Raw genomic sequence first — 23,069 nt, 5'->3', positions numbered from 1 at the left:
GTTACACATCAGCGGTTAGGTGAACAGCTGTTGGAAGACAACATATTAAACTGTTAAAGTATTCCTACCTGGTAGACTTGGAGGTTCATTGTCCAAGTATAGGTAGGATTATTTGTCCGGTATAAAGTTGAGGTCATTTCTACTCCATATTTATAAAAAGTACCAAGAATACTAACCTTCGTCCAGCCCCAATTTCTTACAAGATCTGTTCCAGATAGAGCCGTGGGATACAAAGTATTTCTTTGATCAATGGCCGTTGACGTACCTTGTCCTGCGCCAGACTGTTGGTACTTATGAGTTAAATTCTTTAACGCAACCGCATTATCACTTATTTCATAACGCCAAGAAACCTTATCTAATCCTGCAAATATTTCGCCACTAACGGTTTCAGTAATATAGAATAAAGTAGCATAAGCAGTAACGCTTAAAGTCGAGTCACTGATGTTATCAGAATATGTCCCCGAAGCCCTAGCGCTTACATCTGTTGCATACTGAGTAGCAATTGCTCCAGTCTCTAAATTTCTTAAATCGTAAAGCGGTCTTGTTTCATGCTCTATGACATCAAGCGTGGTTGTCTCACCCGTAACATTATTAGTTATTACCGGAGCCACCACCATTCCCAACTCAGCCAATCTATTCATTCGCTGATTGGTAGCAGTATTTGATTCATCATAGACCTTTACAATTTCATATCCGGCAGGGATACTATTTGAATCATCTTTTTTTGATAGGCTGCAGCGGAAGCCGAAAATGAACTACCTATTAGACCAATAGACAAAACACTAACTAGACATGTAGACAAGAATTTTTTCATAAGTAAATTCTCCCTTCAAGATGTTTTAGTATTGGTACTGCCGAGGTAATAATAGTAACTGATTCACCCCTCCTTAGATGACATTATTTTTTTAGTTACAAAAATATGGTAACATTAGTAGTAAGATGTGTAAAGGAAAAAATTAGGAGGTATTCAATTGAGGATTAACAGAGCGTATGTCCTATCAGTAGCCATACTATTTATTGTTCTTGTATCATCAGTGTTTGTTTACAAATCAAATAATTCAAACATTTACAAAGGTGTCTCTGAAAATTGGAGGGTTTCACTCACAATTAACAATAAAGATATAAGTACAATTTCATGTGAATATATAGGAAAAAGAACAGATACCATTAATAATTTCGAATACAAACTTGCAGGAGCTTCAAATTACTTTTCAGGTTCCGAACAGGGGGAATGGACATCTGGTTACAGATATGAGAAAAGTAACAGCAATAATAATCTCACTCCCAATGAAAACAACGAATTTATTATTACTTTAACACTCGATGGTGAGACTGAAAAATTGATATTAAAAAAATAATCGTGTTCTATTCTGTAATTAATCGAAGCAGCGTTATGGCAGATTTCATTTTGAAAAGCTCTCTAGGTGTGACATACGTCTCATTTGAACTCTCGATTTGTCCTAAACCAAAACCCTTTAGCTCCTTCAATAACCGGTTTCCCAGACGGTGGGAAACTCCCAAGGCTGCTAACCGCTGCAGACGGTCTCTTGATTTCTACTTTGCTTTCAGCCAAATAATTTGAGACAGTAAAACCCTGCGATTTCGCAGGGTTTTGTCTATGTACACCCAGCATGGGCGTCATCTCTAGGGTGAAAGTCCCGAATGGGGGGCTGGCAAGCGACTACCATTAGCCAAGGGCAAGGGTGACCGCCGCGAGGCGGAATCTGAAGGAAGCCGGAGGCAAAAGCACGGCTCGAGGTACACGAATCCAATTTGATGCGGTTGCAGACGGATGAGTCACCATAACATAACCTAAGCTGCCAAAGACTGTAGACTTGGGCGGGCACGGGCGGAAAGATGGCGTTCTTATCCGGGGAGGCCTGCGGGATACGCGAAGTAACTTCGTAACCGCGGCTGAAAAGCCGCGCTGAACCCGCAGGAGTCAGCAGAAGCCATAGTACGTGTGTTGTTGCAACAACACAAGGAAGAGCTGAACTTAAAGGAGAGAAGAAACCGATGCGTTCGCGCGAAGAGCAACGACAGCAGAATATCCCGCAAGAGAGCTCGCGGCAAAGAGAAACGGTGAAACCGCCAGGGTATGCCGGAGCGCCGAGTTCTTCGTCGGCAAAATCGACCATTCTTCTCGCGAAGGACAATACGACTTGCTGGAGCGGATGCTCGAAGAGAGCAATCTTCGAGACGCCTATAAGCGTGTGAAACAAAACGGAAGAGCACCCGGCATAGACCAAGTGACGGTAGCTGAGCTACAAGCGAACTTGTGGGAACGCTGGGAAACCGTAAAGTGGGAACTCCAAGCGGGTACGTATAGATGCTGGGAGATGTCCCGAAATATAAATAAACGGCATTTTGAAATTCGTTAACCTTTAGGAACCGCCGTATGCGGTCCCGCATGTATGGTAGTGTGAGAGGTCATGGGCTTTCCGCCCCTATCTACTTGATTAATGGTGCTAATTTGAGTATGCCTGCTGATTGAATGCGAACTATGCAAAATAAGTTTTCGGTAGCAATTGTTTGAATAGGACCACTCAGAACGTTAAACAACTTTATTATACTTTTCAAATGAAATCGTTAGATTATTAAACAACTTTATTGAAAATTATTAATAAAAGGGCCTTTGATTTTGTTGAGTTATTTGATTGAAAATTAAACAACTTTATTGTCGAAGAACACTCGTAAACAAAATTCCAGCTCTGTATGAGTCATAAACAGGAATGATGGCGGCATCAGGATGTCCATCCTTCCGCCGCCATTTCGCCCGTCTTATACGTCAGGCTAGCCCGAACGCTTCTTCGATATCGCGAATTTTCTTATCGTCTATCGGCACGATATCGCCGATGCATCGGGACGATATAATCGCCTTCGCGCTATATTCCGCGACCTCCAGCCGATCGAATGCGTTCAGCAAGCTTTGGCCGGTCACGATCACGCAATTGTTCTCCACCAGAGCGATCGGGGTATCTTTCGTAAAACTCGCCGCCGCGTTCTCGGGGTTCTTATAGATGGAGCTGAATGACAGCTTTGGCGTACCCCGGAGCAAAATATAGCTTTCCGGAATCGTTCTGGAATCGAAAACATTGTCCGTTACGGCGAAAGCCATAATATTGGGAGGATGGGCGATCATGACGGAATCCACGTGCGGATGCTGCTCGTAGATGCTTTCGTGCAGCTTCCAGGAGCGGCTTGGTTGCTTGCCTTCCTCCGCTTTCCCTTGATCGACGCGAACGAGATGCTCGACGTCCATGTATTTGCGATCCATGCCGTAAGGCGTAATGATGAAACCGCCGTCGTCAAGCCGTTGCGAGAACGTCCCTTGCGTGCTCGTAAATAACTGTTGGTCGTACGATCGCTGAATGAATTTGATCATTTCCCTGCGGAGTTCTCTTTCCTTCGCGCTATAGCCTTGCGGACGGAAAGTCTCTAGACGGATTTCCTCGTTCGCGGCAACCGTCTCGTAGTGCTCTTCCGACAGCAACACGGGCTTGCCGATCGTGTTCGCCTTAATTTCCAATCTCGCGCAGAAATCCAGCGTTTCGAATATTTTGAACGCTTGGAATAGATCCGGACCTCCGATGACGATGCCGTGGTTTTCCAGCATCACGGTATCGATCCCCTGCGCGAAGACGTCGGCGATATTGCGGCCAAGCTCTTCGCTTCCGGGCAGCGCGTAATCGGCCATTCCGATCTGTCCGCATATTTTCCTTTCGTTCGGAAGCATCCTCGTGTCCGGAATGCGCCGGACGATGCTGAAGGAAACAAGAGCCGGAGGATGGGCGTGAACGACCGCCTTCAGATCGGGCCTCGTTCGGTAAACCAATCTATGAAAAGGCAATTCGCTGGACGGCTTGTGTATCCCTTCCACGCTTCCGTCCGCTTTCACGCAGACGATATCTTTGCGGGTTAGCGAACCCTTGTCTACCCCGGCAGGCGTTATCCAAATGTCGCCGTTGTCGTCGAGGATGGACAGATTGCCGCCGGAAGTCGTCGTCATGCCGTAGCCGTAAATACGCTCCATCATTAAGGTGATTTGATCGGCGGGATGAAGCAATTCGAATTGCATCTTCGTTCACTCTCCTATTATTCGTCCGTTAATCCTAGAAGTACCTTATTCCCGATTACATGTACGGGATAAGTTTTGACTTGCCCGTTGTCCGGGGCTTGAACAAGCCCCGATTCCAACGAAATCTTAAGATCATATAGAGGGTCGTACAGCATGCGTCCCGAAACCATCCCCTCCGCAAGCGGGCCCCCTTTGCGGTGAGGGCTCTTGTTCTCCAGCGCGAACAGTTGATTGTCCGTTGTCCGGAAAACGGCGATTTCTCCCTGCTGGGTATGAACGACCCGTCCGATTCGCACGTGAAAATCCTCCAGCGCTCCGACGGAAACATAAGTCATCTTATGAATAAGATTCGCTCCCATATTCGTGCCTCCTTGTCCAATTCGAATATTTGCGTGAATTATATTTTGATATCCTCGTAAAGTTGCTTCCGGGTAACGGTCTCCGCGATAGCGCTGCTCCAAGGCTCCTCCACGTCCGCGAGCGCCGCCTGGATCCGTCCGTTCAACGCGCTCCGATTGTCGAGGTCGTCCACGACTTGCTGCTTAATCGAATCCAAGCCCACTCGCTCCAGCCAATCCGACGTCCTCTCCAAGTATTTGGCCGTTTCCCTATAATGTTGGAGGAAAGCGCCGGCAATCTCAACCAGTTCATCGTCCGTTTTCACCCTGCACAGCAGGTCGGCGATGCGGGGTTTAATTCCGCCGTTGCCGCCCACGTAAAGCTCCCAGCCCCCGTCATTGCCTACGATGCCGATGTCTTTCGTGCACGATTCCGCGCAATTGCGCGGGCAACCGTTAACGGCCATCTTCAGCTTAGCCGGCATGTCCAGCCGTTCGAACGTCTTCTCGAGCCGGATTCCCATCGCGATGGAATCTTGCGTGCCGAAACGGCAAAATTGCGACCCGACGCAAGTTTTGACCGTGCGCAATGACTTGGCGTAAGCATAACCGGAAGGCATATCGAGATCTTGCCATACGGCGGGCAGATCCTCTTTGCCCACCCCGATCAGATCGAGCCGCTGTCCTCCCGTCACTTTAACCATCTTGACGTCGTACTTCACGGCGACTTCCGCGATTCTCTTCAGTTCTTGCGGAGTCGTAACTCCTCCGTACATCCGTGGAACGACCGTATACGTACCGTCCTTCTGAATGTTGGCGTTCATCCGCTCGTTAACGAAACGCGATTCCTTCTCGTCCTCGTGCTCTTCGGGCCATAACATGCCGAGGTAGTAGTTTAAAGCCGGGCGGCACTTGGAGCATCCTTCCGGATTATTCCACCCTAGAACGTTCATGACTTCTTTGATCGTCGTCAGATGCAGCCTTTTGATTTCGTTAACGACTTCGTCCCGGCCCAAAGCCGTACAATCGCAAATCCCCGCTTTGGAAGCTCCGGCACCGGTATATTGATCTCCGAGAACGTGTTGCAGAATATTCGCGACGGTAGGTTTGCAGCCTCCGCACGAACGGCCCGCGCCCGTGCAGGTTTTGACCTCGTCTACCGAGGTGAGTCCATGCTGCTTAATGGCGTCTACGATCGATCCTTTGGAGATGCCCATGCAGCCGCATACGATCTCTTCATCGGCCATTTGCGCGACGCGATCCGCGGCGGACATCGTTTCGCCCGACTGGCCCATGAATTCGGTGTAAAGACCTTCCGTCATCTCCGCGCCTTCGCGAACCCATTGCTGCATTCTGCTGGAATCCGCGACGTCCCCGTACAGAACTCCGCCGACGATCTTGTTTCCGCGCAGCAATAATTTCTTATAAATCTTTTTCCAGTCGTCTTGCTTACGAATAACGGTTAGCTCGGGGCTATCCAGAAATTCTCCCGTCGAGAACACGTCGACTCCCGATATTTTCAGCTTCGTCGACAACGACGTGCCTTCATAGGATTTCGTCTCAACGCCGCATAGCTGCTTCGCAAGAATCGCTGCCTGTTCGAACAAAGGCGCCACAAGGCCGTAACAGACGTTACGGTGCTCCACGCATTCCCCAACCGCATACACGTCCGCCGCGGATGTCCGCATCAGGTCATCGACAATAATTCCGCGCTTAACGGCAATTCCGCTTCGCTCCGCCAAACCGATATTGGGACGGATGCCCGCCGCCATCACGATAAAATCGGTGTCCAGCTCCGATCCGTCCTTGAAGCGCACCCCTTGCACGCGCTCCGATCCGTAAATCTCGGCCGTTTGTTTTTCCATCAGGAACGCCAGCCCTTGCCGTTCCAGCTCGGCCTTCAACATCGCGGCCGCGATCGGATCCAGTTGGCGCTCCATTAAGTCCGCCATCAGATGGATGACCGTGACCTCCATGCCAAGGTTTAACAGTCCTTTTGCCGCCTCCAGTCCCAGCAGTCCTCCCCCGATAACAGCCGCTTTACGATACCGTTGAGCCGTTTCCAGCATCGTGTCGCAATCCGCAAGGTCCCTGAACCCGGCTACCCCCGGCAATTCGTGCCCCGGAACAGGCAGGATGATCGGGTTCGATCCCGTAGCGATAATCAGACGATCGTACGCAACCGCTAATCCGTTGTCCGCATGAACCGTGCGTTCGGCAGTGTCGATATGCGTCACGGTCGTGTTCGTATATAACGTAATGCCGTTGGCATTATACCAATCCCAGTCATTCAGGATGATTTCGTTTTTCGTTTTGCTGCCTTCGAGCACGTACGACAGCATAATCCGATTGTAATTCGGATGCGGCTCGCTTCCGAATACGGTGATCTCGTACCGCTCGGGGGCCAGCTTCAGAATATGCTCTATCGTATTTATACCCGCCATGCCGTTCCCGACTAACACTAGCTTCTGACGTACGGTTGCCATTTGCAATCTCCCCTTCAACGAAGCTTCTGCTTTTATTGTGAAAAAATTCACTTACTAGGTTACGACTTTAGTCTAGCAAGACAGCCATTGTGTAAATATGACTTTTTTCACTCTTCGGCAAAAGTCGCAAAACGGACATAAATAATGTCACGGGATAGACAAAGGGTTAAACGGCTTGATTTCTCCGCTTAACCCTTGAACCTTTACGCCCTAGCGTTCTTGCCGAAGAAGGCGGCAATCTCTCTTTCGACGCTTTCCGGAGAGTCCGAGCCATGAATGACGTTGAATTCCACCGAAGTTCCGTAATCGCCGCGGATCGTCCCGGATACGGCTTTCACGGGATTCGTCGCGCCGATCATGCTTCTTCCGATCTCCACGGCATTCTCCGCTTCCCAGATCATGGCGAACACCGGACCGGAAGTAATATAATCAACGAGCTCTTGAAAGAAGGGCTTGTCCTTATGCGCGCTATAATGCCTCTCCGCATGGGCTTGATCCACGTCGACCAGCTTGGCGTCGACGAGTCGGAATCCCCTCAGTTCGAACCTTCTTACGATTTCCCCGACCAATCCTCTTCGCACGCCGTCTGGTTTGATCATGATGAACGTTTTCGTTTTGACCATGGAATCTTCCTCCTTCGGGATGGAACTTATCGATAGTATACTCAGTTCCAGTTTATAGAAGTGTGATATCTCTCACAACCCTTGTTACGAATATTCGACTTCTTTAATCCAGTTTCGGCTAAGGACCGCGCTTGCACACTGTCGAAAAAAACTTACTCCGTGCTTATAAATCCCCGCTAAATATCGACAACACTTTTGTGATACATAATGTATCATTTAGTTATGATGCATATTTTCTACTTTAGAGAGGTGAACTATGTCGCCGTTATCCGTTCCTCCCGTTCCCATTGCCCATACCGATCCCGCCGCTACGGTACGCGTGACTAATCGCCTGAGCGGCTACTTCAAAGCTTTGCCTCCCGGCCGGCGAATCGCCGTCGTGTGCATCGGGACGGACCGCTGCACGGGCGATGCCCTTGGTCCCCTAACCGGATCGTTGCTCAGCAAATACCGTTCGCCGTCGTTCGATCTGTTCGGTACGCTGGAAAATCCCGTTCACGCGATGAATCTGGACGATACGCTCGAACGGTTGAACCGTACGATCGACGATCCGTTCGTCATCGGAATCGATGCCTGTCTCGGAACGGTCGCCAGCATCGGGGCGGTTCTCGTCGGAGACGGTCCGCTGCGGCCGGGCGCCGGAGTGAACAAAACGTTATCTCCCGTCGGGGACATTCACATTTCCGGAGTCGTTAACGTAGGCGGGTTATTCGCTTACCACGTCCTGCAGAACACGCGGCTTCATCTCGTGATGAGCATGGCGAGCCTGATTTCCAGAAGCCTGTTCGTCGCGATCTCGGTTTCATCCCGCGGCAGGCAAGACAACGTTGCGAATCCATAAAAACGGAGCCTCCTAGGTTATTCCTAGCGAAGGCTCCGCTTTAGTATGAAAGCATTATGCGTTATCGGATTTTCCGTTGGAATTTCGCTATCGCTTCGTACTCCTCTTCCAGCTTGCGGGAAATTCCGATGAAGATCGGCAACAGTTCGTGATAGATTTCGGCATGCCGCTTGATCGGCTTGTGCTCGTGAGTAGCGCCTACCATATCGGCCACCGCATCGAGCGAATCGATCCTGCCCGTGGCGTATAACCCGAGGACGGCCGCGCCTAGGCACGAGCTTTCGTAACTTTCCGGGATGACCACTTCCTGATCGAAAATATCGGCCATCATTTGGCGCCATAGGGGAGAACGGGCGAATCCTCCGGTCGCGTGGATTCTGGTCGGCCTCCCCATCTGTTCTTCCATGGCCAGCAGCACCGTGTACAGGTTAAAAATAACCCCTTCCAGCACTGCGCGAATCATATGTTCCTTCCGGTGGTGAAGGTTCAACCCGAAAAACGATCCCCGCGCGTTCGCGTTCCATAACGGAGCCCGCTCTCCCGTCAAATAAGGGTGGAAGAGAAGCCCGTCCGCTCCCGGCGTTACCTTCTCGACGATCTGCATCAACAAATCGTAAGGATCCATCCCCAGCCTTCTGGCCGTCTCCGCTTCGGCTGCGGCGAATTCATCCCTCGCCCAGCGGAAGAGCATCCCTCCGTTGTTCACCGCGCCTCCGATTACCCAATGTTTCTCCGTTAACGCGTAACAGAAAATCCGGCCCTTAGGATCCGTCATCGGCCGGTTCACGACCGTCCGGATGGCGCCGCTCGTACCGATCGTCGCCGCGACGACTCCCGGCTGAATCGCATTCACTCCGAGATTGGAGAGAACGCCGTCACTTGCTCCGATTACGAACGGAGTCGAGCCGGCCAATCCCATCTCCGCCGAATAGAAGGACTTCATGCCTTCGAGCACGTAAGTCGTCGGAACAAGCCTGGACAACCGGTCGCGGGTAATTCCGGCAACGGATAGAGCCTCTTCGTCCCAGTCTAGATTGTTCAGATTCATCAATCCGGTTGCGGATGCGATCGAATAGTCCACGACATACTCGCCGAAAAGTTCGGCTAGCACGTATTCTTTGATCGAGATGAATTTATCCGCCTTGCGGAATACGTCCCCCTGCTCATCCCGAAGCCACATCAACTTGGGCAGCGGAGACATCGGATGAATCGGAGTTCCCGTGCGCGAATAAATTTGCAATCCGCCCATCTCGTTCTTCAATCGCTCCGCCCATTCGGCGCTGCGGTTGTCCCCCCAAGTGATGCAAGGCGTAAGCGGTTTGCCGTCGGCATCGATGGCTATGACGCTGTGCATCGCCGAGCTGAAGGAGACGAACATGACTTGATCGGCGCCGATACGGCCGTCGGACACGACTTGTTTAAGGGTATGGATCACCGCGCGGAAGATTTGCTCGGGATCCTGTTCCGCAACGGACGCCGTAGGCGTATGAAGCGGATATCCCGCGTCGGCCTTGGCCACGGGTTTGCCTTTCTCATCGAACAGAACGGCTTTCGTGCTTGTCGTTCCGATATCGACGCCAATCATGTATCGGGTATTATTCATCGGTCGTTCAATCCCCTTTAAGATAACTCCTCTAAAGAACCATGCTCAGCAACAGGATAAATACCAGTCCGACGACCGATAATATCGTTTCCATTGCGGTCCAGGTCTTTAAGGTTTGCGGGACGGTCATATTGAAGAACTCCTTGACCATCCAGAATCCCGCATCGTTCACGTGCGACAGTACAAGCGAGCCCGCTCCCGTCGCCAGCACGACAAGCTCTACGTTCGCTCCGGGGCTCAGGGCAAGCACCGGGGCTACGATTCCCGCCGCCGTCGTCATGGCCACCGTCGCGGATCCGGTCGCGACGCGAATGAGCGCCGCCACGAACCATGCGAACAATATAATGTTGATGTTGGCTTGCGTCGCGATTTCCGCGATCGCTCCGCCAACGCCGCTCGTAATCAAGACTTGTTTGAATGCCCCGCCCCCGCCGATGATCAAGATGATCGTCGCCGTCGGCGCCAAACACTCGCTCGCGAACCGGGAAATATCTTCTTTGTTGAAGCCTCTTGCGAATCCGAGCGAGAAGAAGGAGAACACGACCGCGATCAGCAGCGCGATGATCTCATGCCCGATGAATTCGAAAAATGGCGTTAGGCGGCTCGTCGAATCCGGATCGACGATAATCGCGATCGAGCCGATCAACATTAGCATAACGGGTAACAAAATCGTAAACAACGTAATTCCGAATCCCGGAAGCTCTCGGCTGCCTTTGGAAGCGAACTGTTCGGCCAGATCCGCGGGCGGTTCGATCGCGATCCGCTTGCCGATGAATTTACCGAACAGAGGCCCGGCGATGATGGCCGTCGGCAATCCGATCAGGATCGAATAGAGAATCGTTTTCCCAAGATCGGCCTGGTAAGCATCGATCGCGATCATCGGCGCCGGGTGCGGCGGAACTAAACCGTGAACCGTCGACAAACCCGCCAATACAGGAATCCCTATTTGCAATAACGACATCTTTGTTTTCCTGGCGACGATAAACACGATCGGAATGAGCAAAATCACGCCGACCTCGAAGAAAACCGGAATTCCGACGATAAATCCGACGATCATCATCGCCCAATGAACCCGCTTCTCTCCGAACCGGTCGACCAGCGTCGTCGCGATCCGTTCCGCCCCGCCGGATTCCGCCATCATTTTTCCGAGCATCGTTCCGAGACCGATGACGATGGCAATCGTGCCTAACGTGCCGCCAAGCCCGCCCGTAACCGCTTTAATAATTTCCGGCGCGGCATGCCCGCGAGGAAGCCGAGCAGCAGAGCCGAGATCAATAACGAGACGAAGGGGTTCCACTTGTATTTCGCGATCAGAACGACAAGGAACACGATGCAAACCAAAGCCCATACGATCAACGTCACGTTATGGCTCAGACCAAGGAGATTGTTCATGGGTAAAATCCTTCCGTATGTGAGTTCTTAGATGTTGGTAATATATCCATTGTCGAGCGATTTAAAGCTTTAGCGGCATGGAGTCATGTATACTTGTCGACAACTTCGAATAACCAATCGCCCGCTTAATGAAGCGTCACGGCAGGCTGTTATGAAGCGTTAATTTGGAATCCGCGAAATATTGTTGGACGACTTTCTGAATGACTTCCGAGTTACGTGACTCCAACCCTTGGACGATCGCGCGGTGCTTGTCGATCACCAGCTTAAGCTTCTCTTCTCCTTGGGAAAATATCTCTTCGGTCGTGATCAGCATAACCGTGAGCACGATTTGCCGAATGCTTTTCCACATGTGCAATATTCTTGTATGCTTGGCTTCCAATATTATCGCCTCGTGGAAGCTGAAATCCGAGTAGGAGAAATCCACGATATCGCCGTATTTGACGGCTAATTGCATCTTGTCGATTAGCTGGTTCAATTGACCGATCAGCTTGTCGCTGCCCGCTTCCGCCTGCCGTTGCTGCGCGAAGCTCTCGATCAAGTAACGAACGTCGTACAGTTCCTCGACGTCCTCCCCGCTTAGTCCTAGGACGACCGCTCCCATTCTCTCTAGACGGATAAGCCCTTCGTTGGACAACGTTTTCAACGCTTCCCTGACAGGCGATCGGCTCGTGCCGAAATCCGCCGCTATTCTGTTCTCGGAAATGACTTCGCCGGCTTGCAGGGTGCCCTTAATGATCTGCAGCCTTAGCTCGCTCGCAATCGATTCTCCCCGTGAAACGCCTTGAAGCCATGCGGAAGGAAAATGAAGCATCGGTTAACTCTCCTATAACTACGTAATCGGACTCGCAAAATCGACCGTTTATCGATTGATTTTAGCATATTCATCCCGATCGTATCCATAGGAGACGAAGCCTTCATGCGCGGCCGGCTATGAATTCCGAACGACCGAATGTCCTCCGAATTCATTGCGCAAGGCGGCGACTACTTTGCCGTGGAACGTATCTTCTTCGAGCGAACGGTATCGCATCAGCAGGGACAGCGCGATGACCGGCGTGCCGACTTCTAGATCCAGCGCCGTTTGAACCGTCCATTTGCCTTCCCCGGAGCTCATCATTTTCCCTTTGATGCCGCTTAGCTTCGGATCTTTGGAGAAAGCTTGTTCGGCAAGCTCCATCAACCAACCGCGTATGACGGATCCGTTGGACCACACCCGCGCGACGTCTTCGTAATTGAACTCGTACTGGCTCTTGGACAACAATTCGAAGCCTTCCGCGATCGATTGCATCATCCCGTATTCGATACCGTTGTGGACCATTTTCAAATAATGGCCGCTGCCGTTGGCGCCCGCATACAAATACCCTCGATCGACGGCGATGGCTTGGAAAAGCGGCTCGATAAACTTGAACGCCTCCCGATCGCCCCCGATCATAAAACAGCCTCCGTTAGCCGCCCCTTCCATGCCGCCCGAAGTGCCGACATCGAAGAACCGAATGCCCCGCTCCCGTAACCTATCCGCTCTTACGACGGAGTCTTTGTAGTGGGAGTTGCCTCCGTCGATAACGATGTCCCCTTGTTCGAGATCGGGAAGCAAGCTATCAATGACCTCGTCCACGATTTTTCCCGCGGGTACCATAATCCATATCGTTCGAGGCGATGGCAAATTCGCCGCCAGTTGCCCGATGGAAGCCGCCGGCACCGCTCCGAGTTTCGCGAGTTCCGCCCCCGGTTCGGGATCTACGTCATAGACGGTAACCCGATGTTGATTAAGCAGCAGATTTCGAGCCAAATTGAACCCCATTTTGCCAAGTCCGATCAAACCTAATTCCAATTGACTCCCCCCTGCCTGATGTGTGATGAAATGCGTGACTAAATTCGTGAGGTTGCTCTTGAATATTTGTATACTTGTATACAACTTTACCCTGATTATATTAACCCCTGGCTAGAAATCTGTAAATATGCCGTTTCAAGGAATCGCTTGGCAAGTAAAACCAATGGGCGGGGCTATATTCCGCACACGGACGGCGGATTCGGTCTGGCAATATGGGGGAGTGCGGTTGATGAGCAATAAAGTGCAACGAAGGCGCTTTTTTGGCCTTCGTTCTTCAAGCGAGGCTGGTGCGACTCAACGAAGGCGCTTTTTTGGCCTTCGTTCTTCAAGCGAGCGAATTTGCCGGCTTGACAAGCAATAAGGTGATGGCATCATCCTAATGCTAGCATATCCATTTGGTGGCAGGTAGATAGCGTTATCGCATAACGTTATTTGCATCGACAGCGAGCGAATTCGCCGGCTGGACAGCAATAAGGGGATGGCATCACCCTATTGCTAGCATATCCAGTTGGAGGCAGTGAGATAGAGTTATCCTATAACGTTATTCGCTTCGACGACGTATGCAGGACAATCGCTTATCGAGCATTCACTAGCTAGGCGACTGCGTCTGTCCCTGCTGCTCAATGAGCTCCCTTGAAAGATGCAACAAGCTCTTCGGCGATCTTCCCGGAATTCCTCGCGGCTAGATCCACATATGATTTGAAAGAACCGGCCGCCCCTTGGCCCGCCAAATCCGACAAGGAGCGGATAACGAGGACGGGCACTCCGAACTGATGGGCCGTCTGCGCGATAGCCGCGCCTTCCATATCCGTAGCTCTCGTATCGGGAAAATGACCGCGAATGCGCGCGACGCGCGCCGGATCGTGGATGAAGGCATCTTCCGTCGTAATCAGGCCATAGACGATACGATAGTCGAACGTTTTGCCCGCCAGCGACTTCCGCGCTAGCTCGATCAATCCGCTATCCGCGGCAAATCGCGCAGGTCTCTGCGGCACCTGTCCGTAGGCATAGTTAAATGCCGTCACATCGACGTCGCTGTAAGCCGTTTCGGTGGCGATGACGACGTCTCCGACTTGCAATTCCGGATCCAGCCCTCCCGCGGCTCCGTAATGGATAATCAGCTCGGGGCGATATCTCTCGATCAACAGCGCCGTCGTTAATGCCGCGTTTACTTTGCCGATGCCGCTTTCCAGCAATACGACATCTTGTCCTCTCAATTGCCCCGCGTGGAATACGCCTCCGGCCGCGGTCGTCGTCCGAATCCCCTCGATCCGCGACTTCAGCTCTGCCGCTTCCTCTTCCATGGCGGCTATGATAGCAATACTCATTATGCTCCTCCTTGTGTTCCTAGTCGTTCAGGCTGAGATGTCGTATACCGCTCCAACCTTTCTATCGCGTCGAATACGGCGTCCGCCGTTATGTCTCCCGGCATCATATGAATCGATGCCTCCCTCTCCACGGCGCGTTCCGCTAATCTTAGCCGTTCAGCCCGCGACAAGAAATCCAATTCCATGTCTCTCAGGCTAGCAGGCAAGCCTAATCGCGCATAGAACGGCAGCAAGGCATCGATCTCTCCACGCTTCCCCTCTATCGTCAGTTGCACGAGCACCCCGTAAGCGACTTTCATGCCATGCTTCAAACGATGGGATTGCGGGACGTAGGTAAGCGCGTCATGGATCGAATGAGCACCCGCCGTACGGCCGTAACGATCACCGAATCCGCCCACCATTCCGGCTACCATAACGTTCGTCTCGACAATGCGAACGAACGCCTCGTTAAGACGCTTGTCCGCCAAAGCCTTCAGCGCCGTTACGCTATATTGCAGCAAGTCGTCCCGGCATTTTCTCGCGGCGAAACGGGCGATCTCGATTTCGACCGGAACCGTATCCAACTGCGAGATGATGACGTCGGCCTCGTACCATTTGGCAAGTGTATCGCCGATGCCGGCAATCAGCAACTCCGAAGGCGAGTCCAGAATCACTTGCGGATCTAACAGGACAAGAGAGTTGCCCCGGGGATATACATCGAAACCGACCATCGCTCCCGAGTCATCGTATACGATGCTTAGAGGTGTCCAAGCGGCACAAGTCGAGGCGAGCGTCGGCAGGATGATCACGGGAACGTTCAGCGAATTGGCCGCGGCTTTGGCTACGTCCGTCAGCTTTCCCCCGCCGACGGCAACGATCGCTTGCAGCCCCCGGTCTTCGATCGCCCGAATCAACCGGTCCCGTTCATCGTAGGTACATTCGCCGTTATACTTCTCGAAATGAACTCTCGTTCTTGTCATTTCGGGAAAGTAAGACGACGCGGCCTGCCATGACGCCTCGCCATGAACGACTAGCGCGCTTCCGATTCCCCGCCTTTCCAAATGTTGTTCCAGTTCATCCCAGCAGCCCGTCCGGCAAATGAATTCCTGCGGCGCCCCGCGTACGATCAGTGTTTTATCCAAGTGCATGTTTCGGTTTCCCCGCATTCTCGAAAGTCTGTTCCAGATCGTCTATGTCAGCTTGTCTATCAGCTTGTCTATTTCAACCTGTCTATTCGCGGCGCGCTTTGCGGGCCAGCACGTTGCCTAACGATTGAATGCCTTGCACGAAAATAACGAGCAGAACGACGGTGACGATAATCGTAAACGTATCGAAACGTTGATAGCCGTAAGAGATCGCCAGATCCCCCAATCCTCCTCCGCCTACCGTTCCCGCCATCGCCGTCGCCCCGATCAGGCCGATCGTCGCCGTCGTCATCGTTAGAATGAGAGAAGCGAACGCTTCCGGCAGCATGAAATACCAGATCACCTGCAGAGGCGTAGCCCCCATCGCTTGCGCCGCCTCCAGAATGCCGGGACTTACTTCGAGCAGCGAGTTCTCCACGAGCCTGCCGATATAAGGCGCGACGTAAAGAACCAACGGCACGATTGCCGCGCTCGTACCGATCGACGTATGGACGATCAGTCTCGTGAACGGCAGGATCGCCACGAGCAAAATAATAAACGGCAACGAGCGGACGATATTGATGACGGGATTCAGGATCCGATATAGCGCAGCGTTCTCGAGCAGCCCGCCCGGCCGGGCGATGACGAGCAGAATACCGATCGGAATTCCGAGCAGCGCCCCGAACAAGAGGGAAAATCCGACCATTCGCAGCGTCTCGTTAATCGCCCGGACCAGCTGCTCCGACGTAATCACGGTATCTATCATACGCGGTCAACCTCCTCTATGAATTGCACTTCGCCCGCGAGGAACGCGACCGCACGGTCGATCGTCTCGTCCGAGCCGTTCAGTTGGATGATCATGTTCCCGAGCGTCGTTGCCTGAATTTCCGTCATATTGGCGAACAAAATATTGACCTGAACGTCGTAATTGCGAATCAACCCGCTAATGATCGGCTTCGAGGCCGAGTCGCCGATGAATTCCAGCTTGAACACCCGGCCTTTCGTTTCCGTTTGAAGGGAATGAAGCACGCTCCCCGGAACCGTGTTGTGAATGACCGTTCTGACGAAATTCTGCGTCGTCGGATGCTCCGGATTTCCGAATACCGACAAGACGTCGCCCTGCTCGATGATTCGGCCGTCCTCCATGACGGCGACTTTATTGCAAATCTGTTGGATCACGGCCATTTCGTGCGTGATGATCACGATCGTAATGTCGTATTCCTCGTTGATTTTCTTGAGCAGGGCGAGGATCGACTGCGTCGTCTGCGGATCCAGGGCGGACGTCGCTTCGTCGCACAGCAGGATCGACGGGTTGCTGGCGAGCGCCCGGGCAATGCCGACGCGTTGTTTCTGTCCCCCGGACAGCTCTTTCGGATAGCTCTTCGCTTTGTCGCTCAACCCGATGAATTGCAGAAGCTCGGTTACGCGCTCCTTGATTTCTTTTTTGCTCTTCTTCAACAACACCAGCGGAATCGCGATATTGTCGAACACCGTCTTGGACTCGAGCAGGTTAAAATGCTGAAAAATCATCCCGATCTTCTTCTTGACGCTACGAAGTTCCTTGTCGTTATAAGAGTCCAGCGGCACGCCATCGACGATGACCTGACCCTTGGTCGGCTTCTCGAGATAGTTGATCAGGCGGATCAAAGTGCTTTTTCCGGCGCCGCTATAGCCGATGACGCCGAAGATGTCCCCCTTCTCCGCCCGTAGGCTCACGCCTTTGAGAGCCGCGTTGGTTGCCCCGTTCCGCTCGTACGTTTTATGAATGTCCTTTAGTTCGATCATCCCGTTTGACCTCCTGTCAGAGCGGCGAAGCCTGCTTGAACAGTTTCGTTGCCGCGATTCGCTCGGTTGCTTCTATGAGCCTTTCCTCGCTGTTCAACAGATTCACCCTCACGTAAGCCGAGCCTTGCGTTCCAAAACCCCTGCCGGGCGCGACCGCGACATGCGCATGGTCGAGCAGGAAGTCCGCGAACGTCTCCGACGTAAATCCGGACGGTACTTTGAACCAAGCGAAAAAGGTCCCCTTAGGGGAAGCAACGTCCCACCCGATTTCGCGCAATCGCCGAACGAGCGTGTCCCGGCGTTGCTCGTACAATCGGCCTAACTCCTGCACCGGTTGCTGCGGACCGAGCAACGCCGCAGCCGCCGCATCCTGCACGGCGCCGAACACCGTACTGTACGCGTGAGTATGGTACAGCTTCAACGCCCCGATCACCGAAGCGTTGCCGACGGCAAAGCCGAAGCGCCAGCCCGCCATGTTATAGGTTTTGGACGCGGTGTACGTCTCCACCCCGTAGTCCTTGCCCCCGGAGATCTGCAGCAAGCTTAACGGTTTATGCCCGTCGAACCCGAAAGCCCCGTAAGCAAAATCGTTCATGACGGGAAAATGATGCTCCGCCGCGCAAGCGATCGTTTTGTCGAAAAAGTCTCTCGTCGCCACCGCTCCCGTAGGATTGTTCGGATAGTTGAGCATTAACAGCTTCGTTTTGCGGGTAATCTCGTCCGGAACGGTTCGATAGTCGGGCAGGAACCCGTCCCGCTCCTCTGCCGGAATCGTATAGATCTCCGCCCTGGCAAGCTTCGCCGCCGTATAATACGGCGGATAGGCGGGATCCGTCGTCAACAAATAATCTCCCGGATTAAGAATCGTCTGCGGAATGCCCATTACCCCGATCGCCGAGCCGTTGAAGACCGCCACCTCGGTATCCGGGTCCAGCTCCACGCCGTATTCCCGCTCGTAAAATACCGATACCGCCTCCCTCGCGCTTTGCTTCCCGAAGAAGGGCGGGTAACCTTGGTTATTTTTCAGCTCCACGGCTTCCTTTAACGCTTCGACGATATGCGCGGGAGTCGGCTGGTCGGGGTTTCCGTTGGCCAAATTAATAACGTCGATCCCCTTGTTCTGGTAGGCAGCCACCTTCTCGTCGATCGCGCTGAAATAATTGTCGGGAAGCCTGCTTACGATATCGGATGGATTAAATTCCGCCATGGTCCGTTCTCCCTTGCGCAAGATTGAATGCAAACAAAAGGTCCGTCATTCGGCGAATCCGAATGACGGACCGAGAATGGATTACTTAAAGTAGCTTGGAAGCTTGTAACCCTCGTAGATCGGATTCGACTTAATATAATCCTGGAACTCCTGAGAGTGGTAACCCTCGACGATGTCCTTCACGAATTGGGCGTCTTTGTTCGCGCTGTCGATCGCCACGATGTTCGTGAACGGATCGGTCATGTTCTCCAATTGAAGAGCCGTAGTCAGCTTAATGTCGTTGGCCACCGCGAAGTTCCCTTGGATAGCCGCGAAGTCGACATCCGGAAGCGCGCGCGGCCCTTGAGCCGGTTCCGTTGCCAAGAAATCCAGCTTGTGCGGATTGGACGTGATGTCGTTTAGCGAAGTTTGCAGCGGATCGATATTGTCTTTTAGCGTAATCCAACCGACTTCTTTCAAAATATTAAGCGCGCGCAGCATGTTCACCGGTTCGTTCGGCAGGTTGATCGTCGCGCCTTCGCTGATCTCGTCCAGGCTCGCGTGTTTCTTGGAGTATAGCCCCATAGGAGGCGTAGGCACTTGAACCGCGCCGATCAAATCGATTTTTTCTCTTTTATTGATCGATTCCAGATAGAGCGAATGCTGAAAGACGTTGGCGTCGATTTCGCCTTTGGATACCGCTACGTTAGGCTGGATGCCGTCGGTGAACTCGGTATATTCGATCTTGTAGCCTTTATTCTCCAAGTAAGGCGCCACGCCTTTCTTGAACTGGTCGCTGTAGGGTCCCGGGTTAAAGCTGATGCGGATCGTTTTATCGTCGTCGGCCTTTTTGCCGCTATTGGAATTGCCGCACCCCGATACGATTAGTGCGACCGCCACGATTAACAGAACCGGATAAATCCATTTTTTCTTCATGAATGTTTCTCTCCCTTTGTGTACTCGATTAATTCCGAGTAATCTGATGCAAATTGTAGTTTAAACGAACTTTACACCGTACCTTGACGCAATGTCAACCCTATTTTCGACAAAATTTTCGTTGTTTACATATAATTCCGATTGTGTTACTTTGAATTATAAATTCGCAGGAAGAGGTTGATCACACCATGGCTAAAGTAGAAAGTTTCGAATTGGATCATACGATCGTTAAAGCTCCGTACGTACGCGTCGCGGGAACCGAGAAAAACGAAAAGGGAAGCACGATACAAAAATACGACTTGCGTTTTCTGCAGCCTAATCAAGACGCGCTGCCTACCGCAGCGGTCCATACTCTTGAGCATCTACTGGCGATCAATTTGCGAGACGAATTGAAAGGCGTAATCGACGTATCGCCGATGGGGTGCAGAACGGGTTTTTATTTGATTATTTGGGACGAGCACGATCCCAAGGACGTTGCCGCCGCTCTTACGAACGTCCTGAAGAAGGTGTTGACGACCGAAGTCGTTCCGGCCGTATCCGCGCTGGAATGCGGAAACTACAAGGATCACTCCCTGTTCAGCGCTCAGGAATACGCCAAGATCGTGCTGGAGGCCGGCATTAGCGATGATCCTTTTCGCCGGTAAAGGAGAGCAAGCCCATGCTTACGATCGATTTATCGGATAAAACGTTGGTCGTTACCGGCGGCTTGACGGGTATCGGCAAAGGAATCGCCGACCTATTCTTGACGGCCGGAGCCAACGTCGTCATCGGGGATATCGCGTGCAAGCCGGGTGTGGACAAGGTTCATGACCGGCTAGTTCATACCAGGACGGACGTGACCTCGCAGCAAGACGCGGACGCGCTCATCCGTACCGCGGTCGAAATCTTCGGCGGGGTCGACATTCTCGTGAACAACAGCGGGACTTCTACTATGGATTACGTAACGGACATCAAGGAATCCGACTGGGATAAGGTGATGGACGTCAATGCCAAGGGGGTATACCTCGTATCCCAATCCGGCGCGAAACAAATGCTGAGGCAAGGTCGCGGAGGTCGTATCATCAACATCGCTTCGCAAGCGGGGAAGAACGGCTACCGCTGCATGGGCAATTATTGCGCCTCCAAACACGCGGTGCTCGGCTTTACGAAGGTTATGGCGATCGAGCTGGCCAAAGAGCAAATCCTAGTGAACGCCGTGTGTCCCGGCATCGTGGAAACGGACATGAAGAGGCGCGAACGCGTGGAAGGCGCGACATTAAGGGGCATGTCTCCGGAAGATATTCTTGCCGAGGATCGCTCGCAAGTCCCGTTAGGCCGGACGGCACAGCCCGAAGACGTCGCTAACGTCGTCCTCTTCTTGGCTAGTCCTTTATCGTCCTATATGACCGGTCAAGCCATCAACGTAACGGGCGGCATGACGATGCATTAACCTAGTAAATAAGGAACTGTCTTGTTAAGTTCACTTACGAAACAGCTCACTTAATCAGAAATCATGCTTAAAATGAAAAAGTGTTGGTATAGGGGGTTAATCCTTTACCAACACTTTTTCGTTTTTGGTCAACTGCTGCTTTCTTACGCAACTCATCCTAGGGTCTCTCTTGAATCGAGCATTTCAATGGCTTGACTGATATTGAATGTGTTTATGGACTGTTCTTGACACAATCGATGAAAAAAGTGGGGATGTATCTCCTGTAGGAGCGGAGCGTTTGCCTTCGAAATCGTGAAATTACCTTGCTAAGGGCTTAGATGAATCAGATTTCACGATTTTAACCCGGGGTCCCCGCTAAGTAATCGGAATCGGCTTCGATAGCGTCTTCTTCACTTTGCGGGGTGGGGCAGCAACCGGAAGGAGATACATCTCCGCAAAAAAACACAATCGCTACAAAGGAAGAAGCCGCCCAAAATCTATCTTAAGGGCAAGCCTCTTTTCATGCGATTATTTCAAATCCGGATTTTCGGAAAAGTGCTTAAGGAGCACGATCGGATCGGTCTTGGACGCGTTCGTGATCGTGATACCGGCTTTCGCCGCCGGCGCGGTTACGAAATACTCGTCGTGAGTGAGCTCCCCGTAGCGAATCAACGCGGGCGTCTCGATGTCCCATACGCCAAGCTTGCCGTGGCCCTGCAACATGTACAAGCCGTAAGCGGCGCCGTCCGTTATCGTGACTGTCGCTCCCGGCAGTACCGTCAGGCGCTTAGCCGATACGAGCTTGCTCTTGTAGCAGATCCACTCCTCGACATAACCTTCCTTTTCCATCTCCTCGATCGGACGGACGGGCTTCGGAGACATGAAGAACCGCTGGTAGAAGTCCGGATCGGTATTGGCTTCCCAATCCAGAATGTCCATTAGGTAGTCGTAGTTGCCGACTTCTTCCGGCGGCGTGTCTTTCCACAGCAGCGATTCCGGCACCGCGTGCTCGCCATGCAACACCGATTGATACATCGCGTATACGTCCGAAGCGAATTGCGGCTCGTACGTGCACAAGCTGCCCGGCGCGTGAAGGATGCCCGGAGGCACGTCGAAACCGGTGTCCAAAGTCAGCTTATAAGCGCGCGATAGATTCGTGATCTGATTGTCGCCCTTGGCGAAGTTCATCAGCGTCTCTTTCACTTGTTCCTTGGTCACTCCCGGATTGAACCCGAAAAACGTATACGGAAACTCTCCCCCGTGGTTGTTCAATTGGGACGGGTAGAAGTACATCTCGTGCTTGCCCTTCTGGCCCACGCGCGCAGCCGCTTCGTCGTCGTGATGAACGTGATGCGGCAACGGATTCAGGTTGTCGAACAGCTTCGAGTAGATCGGCCAGCCCTTATATTTGTCCCATATTTCGTCTCCGATCGCCGTGCCTTTCAATTCGTCGACGACGTCCTTCAGCAGCACCCGCTCTCGGCCGTCCGCCGAGACGACGTAACTCATTCCTTCGTCCTCCGGCGTTCCCGGCCCGTTCTCCGCATGGGTCGTCGACGAGAACCAGCGTTCGTCTATCCCTCCGCGCGCCAATCCGAGCACGAAATAATCCTGCGGATGCAGCTTGATCCGTCTGCCCGGGCGGCAGAACGATCTCGGAACCCATGCGGGCGCGAGTCTCAGCACGCCTTGGCCTTCCTCCAGCAGCTTCTCTATCAATGAACTCGAACTCATCGTTGTCGCACCTCTCTTAGACGGGATAAGCCATCGTCGTCATTAGCGTATTCTCCGCTTGCGTCGCGTCCATGCGGCTATATTGAACGACGATAGGAGTGTCGCTCTCTACTTTCATCGCATAAGGAACGCCTTTCGGAATCTTCATACCCTGCTTCTCCAGCGCGTCCGTGCGAACATGTTTCGTCCGTTGGCCTTCTACTGCGAACTGTATATTTTCGATCGGATTGTCGTCTTCGAAATAAACCGTCACGTTCACCGTTGCTCTATCGGTCGTGCAATTGACAATACAGATGGCTTCGTGGCTTTCCAGCAAACCCGAGCTTCGCACCGGGGTGAAACCGTCCGGGATAATCCACGCGAGCGCGCCGATTTGTTTGTTCATTCGTCTATCCCCTCG

21 protein-coding genes and 1 pseudogene are annotated in these 23,069 nt (G+C 52.4%); 5 read left to right on the top strand and 17 right to left on the bottom strand.

Annotated elements, in window-relative coordinates:
* Positions 1–53: 53 nt before the first annotated feature.
* Positions 54–632 carry a hypothetical protein gene (locus FPL14_RS22475; protein WP_182299850.1) on the bottom strand — a complete coding sequence of 193 codons (579 nt, stop codon included), beginning with the start codon at positions 630–632 and terminating at the stop codon, positions 54–56.
* Between the two features lie 339 nt (positions 633–971).
* Here FPL14_RS22475 and FPL14_RS22470 point away from each other — a divergent pair, with 339 nt between their 5' ends.
* Positions 972–1,358, top strand: a complete 387-nt coding sequence (locus tag FPL14_RS22470; RefSeq protein ID WP_182299849.1) for a hypothetical protein — start codon at positions 972–974, stop codon at positions 1,356–1,358.
* 658 nt (positions 1,359–2,016) lie between these two features.
* Positions 2,017–2,217, top strand: coding sequence for a hypothetical protein (locus tag FPL14_RS30075; RefSeq protein WP_229263620.1), 201 nt, complete (start codon positions 2,017–2,019; stop codon positions 2,215–2,217).
* A 571-nt stretch (positions 2,218–2,788) separates the two neighbouring features.
* Here the strand turns inward: FPL14_RS30075 and FPL14_RS22460 are convergent.
* The 4 genes from FPL14_RS22460 to ndk all read right to left on the bottom strand — a co-directional run bounded on the left by FPL14_RS22460 (position 2,789) and on the right by ndk (position 7,525).
* On the bottom strand, positions 2,789–4,078 hold the full coding sequence (locus FPL14_RS22460) for a class II aldolase/adducin family protein (RefSeq protein ID WP_182299848.1): 1,290 nt from the start codon (positions 4,076–4,078) through the stop codon (positions 2,789–2,791).
* 17 nt (positions 4,079–4,095) lie between these two features.
* Positions 4,096–4,437, bottom strand: coding sequence for a nitrite reductase (NAD(P)H) small subunit (locus FPL14_RS22455; protein WP_182299847.1), 342 nt, complete (start codon positions 4,435–4,437; stop codon positions 4,096–4,098).
* 38 nt (positions 4,438–4,475) lie between these two features.
* Positions 4,476–6,902, bottom strand: a complete 2,427-nt coding sequence (gene nirB, locus FPL14_RS22450; protein WP_182299846.1) for a nitrite reductase large subunit NirB — start codon at positions 6,900–6,902, stop codon at positions 4,476–4,478.
* 203 nt (positions 6,903–7,105) lie between these two features.
* A complete protein-coding gene (gene ndk / locus FPL14_RS22445; protein ID WP_182299845.1) occupies positions 7,106–7,525 on the bottom strand; it encodes a nucleoside-diphosphate kinase in 420 nt (139 codons plus the stop codon).
* A 256-nt stretch (positions 7,526–7,781) separates the two neighbouring features.
* Here ndk and yyaC point away from each other — a divergent pair, with 256 nt between their 5' ends.
* Complete coding sequence (yyaC, locus tag FPL14_RS22440; protein ID WP_182299844.1) at positions 7,782–8,366, top strand: spore protease YyaC; 585 nt, start codon at positions 7,782–7,784, stop codon at positions 8,364–8,366.
* A 61-nt stretch (positions 8,367–8,427) separates the two neighbouring features.
* Here yyaC and gntK read toward each other — a convergent pair whose 3' ends face one another.
* The 10 genes and pseudogenes from gntK to FPL14_RS22390 form a co-directional block, all read right to left on the bottom strand.
* On the bottom strand, positions 8,428–9,969 hold the full coding sequence (gntK, locus tag FPL14_RS22435) for a gluconokinase (RefSeq protein WP_182299843.1): 1,542 nt from the start codon (positions 9,967–9,969) through the stop codon (positions 8,428–8,430).
* A 31-nt stretch (positions 9,970–10,000) separates the two neighbouring features.
* A pseudogene (locus tag FPL14_RS22430) lies at positions 10,001–11,361 on the bottom strand (GntT/GntP/DsdX family permease).
* 136 nt (positions 11,362–11,497) lie between these two features.
* On the bottom strand, positions 11,498–12,172 hold the full coding sequence (locus FPL14_RS22425) for a GntR family transcriptional regulator (protein ID WP_182299842.1): 675 nt from the start codon (positions 12,170–12,172) through the stop codon (positions 11,498–11,500).
* A 117-nt stretch (positions 12,173–12,289) separates the two neighbouring features.
* Positions 12,290–13,189, bottom strand: a complete 900-nt coding sequence (gnd, locus tag FPL14_RS22420) for a phosphogluconate dehydrogenase (NAD(+)-dependent, decarboxylating) (RefSeq protein ID WP_182299841.1) — start codon at positions 13,187–13,189, stop codon at positions 12,290–12,292.
* A 620-nt stretch (positions 13,190–13,809) separates the two neighbouring features.
* The gene (locus tag FPL14_RS22415) at positions 13,810–14,517 is read right to left on the bottom strand and encodes a 5'-methylthioadenosine/adenosylhomocysteine nucleosidase (RefSeq protein WP_182299840.1); all 708 of its coding nucleotides are present in this window, start codon (positions 14,515–14,517) and stop codon (positions 13,810–13,812) included.
* Complete coding sequence (locus tag FPL14_RS22410; protein WP_182299839.1) at positions 14,517–15,644, bottom strand: iron-containing alcohol dehydrogenase family protein; 1,128 nt, start codon at positions 15,642–15,644, stop codon at positions 14,517–14,519. The genes FPL14_RS22415 and FPL14_RS22410 overlap by 1 nt, the downstream gene beginning before the upstream one ends.
* Positions 15,645–15,726: 82 nt before the next feature.
* On the bottom strand, positions 15,727–16,386 hold the full coding sequence (locus FPL14_RS22405) for a methionine ABC transporter permease (RefSeq protein ID WP_182299838.1): 660 nt from the start codon (positions 16,384–16,386) through the stop codon (positions 15,727–15,729).
* Entirely contained in the window at positions 16,383–17,405 is a 1,023-nt protein-coding gene (locus tag FPL14_RS22400; RefSeq protein ID WP_182299837.1) for a methionine ABC transporter ATP-binding protein, read from the bottom strand. The genes FPL14_RS22405 and FPL14_RS22400 overlap by 4 nt, the downstream gene beginning before the upstream one ends.
* Positions 17,406–17,421: 16 nt before the next feature.
* On the bottom strand, positions 17,422–18,612 hold the full coding sequence (locus FPL14_RS22395) for an aminotransferase class I/II-fold pyridoxal phosphate-dependent enzyme (RefSeq protein WP_182299836.1): 1,191 nt from the start codon (positions 18,610–18,612) through the stop codon (positions 17,422–17,424).
* Positions 18,613–18,693: 81 nt separating this feature from the next.
* Positions 18,694–19,527, bottom strand: coding sequence for a MetQ/NlpA family ABC transporter substrate-binding protein (locus tag FPL14_RS22390; protein ID WP_182299835.1), 834 nt, complete (start codon positions 19,525–19,527; stop codon positions 18,694–18,696).
* Between the two features lie 188 nt (positions 19,528–19,715).
* On the opposite strand from FPL14_RS22390, the gene FPL14_RS22385 reads away from it, so the two are divergent.
* Both FPL14_RS22385 and FPL14_RS22380 read left to right on the top strand, forming a co-directional pair.
* Positions 19,716–20,171, top strand: a complete 456-nt coding sequence (locus tag FPL14_RS22385; RefSeq protein ID WP_182299834.1) for an S-ribosylhomocysteine lyase — start codon at positions 19,716–19,718, stop codon at positions 20,169–20,171.
* A 14-nt stretch (positions 20,172–20,185) separates the two neighbouring features.
* Positions 20,186–20,956, top strand: a complete 771-nt coding sequence (locus FPL14_RS22380) for an SDR family NAD(P)-dependent oxidoreductase (RefSeq protein WP_182299833.1) — start codon at positions 20,186–20,188, stop codon at positions 20,954–20,956.
* A gap of 507 nt (positions 20,957–21,463) precedes the next feature.
* Here FPL14_RS22380 and FPL14_RS22375 read toward each other — a convergent pair.
* Together FPL14_RS22375 and FPL14_RS22370 are read right to left on the bottom strand one after the other, a co-directional pair.
* A complete protein-coding gene (locus FPL14_RS22375; RefSeq protein WP_182299832.1) occupies positions 21,464–22,669 on the bottom strand; it encodes a cupin domain-containing protein in 1,206 nt (401 codons plus the stop codon).
* Positions 22,670–22,685: 16 nt separating this feature from the next.
* On the bottom strand, positions 22,686–23,054 hold the full coding sequence (locus FPL14_RS22370; RefSeq protein WP_182299831.1) for a sensory rhodopsin transducer: 369 nt from the start codon (positions 23,052–23,054) through the stop codon (positions 22,686–22,688).
* Positions 23,055–23,069 lie beyond the last annotated feature (15 nt).

This window comes from Cohnella cholangitidis, assembly GCF_014107495.1.
In the GTDB taxonomy this organism is placed as follows: domain Bacteria; phylum Bacillota; class Bacilli; order Paenibacillales; family Paenibacillaceae; genus Cohnella; species Cohnella cholangitidis.
The sequence above is the reverse complement of the archived record's forward strand: the minus strand, read 5'-3'. Positions and strand labels throughout refer to the sequence as shown.

What these genes read in the sequence shown, in the direction of transcription:
- FPL14_RS30075 (WP_229263620.1), top strand. Translation starts at nt 2,017, where the DNA reads ATGCGTTCGCGCGAAGAGCAACGACAGCAGAATATCCCGCAAGAGAGC.
- FPL14_RS22460 (WP_182299848.1), bottom strand. Translation starts at nt 4,078, where the DNA reads ATGCAATTCGAATTGCTTCATCCCGCCGATCAAATCACCTTAATGATG.
- FPL14_RS22455 (WP_182299847.1), bottom strand. Translation starts at nt 4,437, where the DNA reads ATGGGAGCGAATCTTATTCATAAGATGACTTATGTTTCCGTCGGAGCG.
- nirB (WP_182299846.1), bottom strand. Translation starts at nt 6,902, where the DNA reads ATGGCAACCGTACGTCAGAAGCTAGTGTTAGTCGGGAACGGCATGGCG.
- ndk (WP_182299845.1), bottom strand. Translation starts at nt 7,525, where the DNA reads ATGGTCAAAACGAAAACGTTCATCATGATCAAACCAGACGGCGTGCGA.
- yyaC (WP_182299844.1), top strand. Translation starts at nt 7,782, where the DNA reads ATGTCGCCGTTATCCGTTCCTCCCGTTCCCATTGCCCATACCGATCCC.
- gntK (WP_182299843.1), bottom strand. Translation starts at nt 9,969, where the DNA reads ATGAATAATACCCGATACATGATTGGCGTCGATATCGGAACGACAAGC.
- FPL14_RS22425 (WP_182299842.1), bottom strand. Translation starts at nt 12,172, where the DNA reads ATGCTTCATTTTCCTTCCGCATGGCTTCAAGGCGTTTCACGGGGAGAA.
- FPL14_RS22415 (WP_182299840.1), bottom strand. Translation starts at nt 14,517, where the DNA reads ATGAGTATTGCTATCATAGCCGCCATGGAAGAGGAAGCGGCAGAGCTG.
- FPL14_RS22410 (WP_182299839.1), bottom strand. Translation starts at nt 15,644, where the DNA reads ATGCACTTGGATAAAACACTGATCGTACGCGGGGCGCCGCAGGAATTC.
- FPL14_RS22405 (WP_182299838.1), bottom strand. Translation starts at nt 16,386, where the DNA reads ATGATAGATACCGTGATTACGTCGGAGCAGCTGGTCCGGGCGATTAAC.
- FPL14_RS22400 (WP_182299837.1), bottom strand. Translation starts at nt 17,405, where the DNA reads ATGATCGAACTAAAGGACATTCATAAAACGTACGAGCGGAACGGGGCA.
- FPL14_RS22395 (WP_182299836.1), bottom strand. Translation starts at nt 18,612, where the DNA reads ATGGCGGAATTTAATCCATCCGATATCGTAAGCAGGCTTCCCGACAAT.
- FPL14_RS22390 (WP_182299835.1), bottom strand. Translation starts at nt 19,527, where the DNA reads ATGAAGAAAAAATGGATTTATCCGGTTCTGTTAATCGTGGCGGTCGCA.
- FPL14_RS22385 (WP_182299834.1), top strand. Translation starts at nt 19,716, where the DNA reads ATGGCTAAAGTAGAAAGTTTCGAATTGGATCATACGATCGTTAAAGCT.
- FPL14_RS22380 (WP_182299833.1), top strand. Translation starts at nt 20,186, where the DNA reads ATGCTTACGATCGATTTATCGGATAAAACGTTGGTCGTTACCGGCGGC.
- FPL14_RS22375 (WP_182299832.1), bottom strand. Translation starts at nt 22,669, where the DNA reads ATGAGTTCGAGTTCATTGATAGAGAAGCTGCTGGAGGAAGGCCAAGGC.
- FPL14_RS22370 (WP_182299831.1), bottom strand. Translation starts at nt 23,054, where the DNA reads ATGAACAAACAAATCGGCGCGCTCGCGTGGATTATCCCGGACGGTTTC.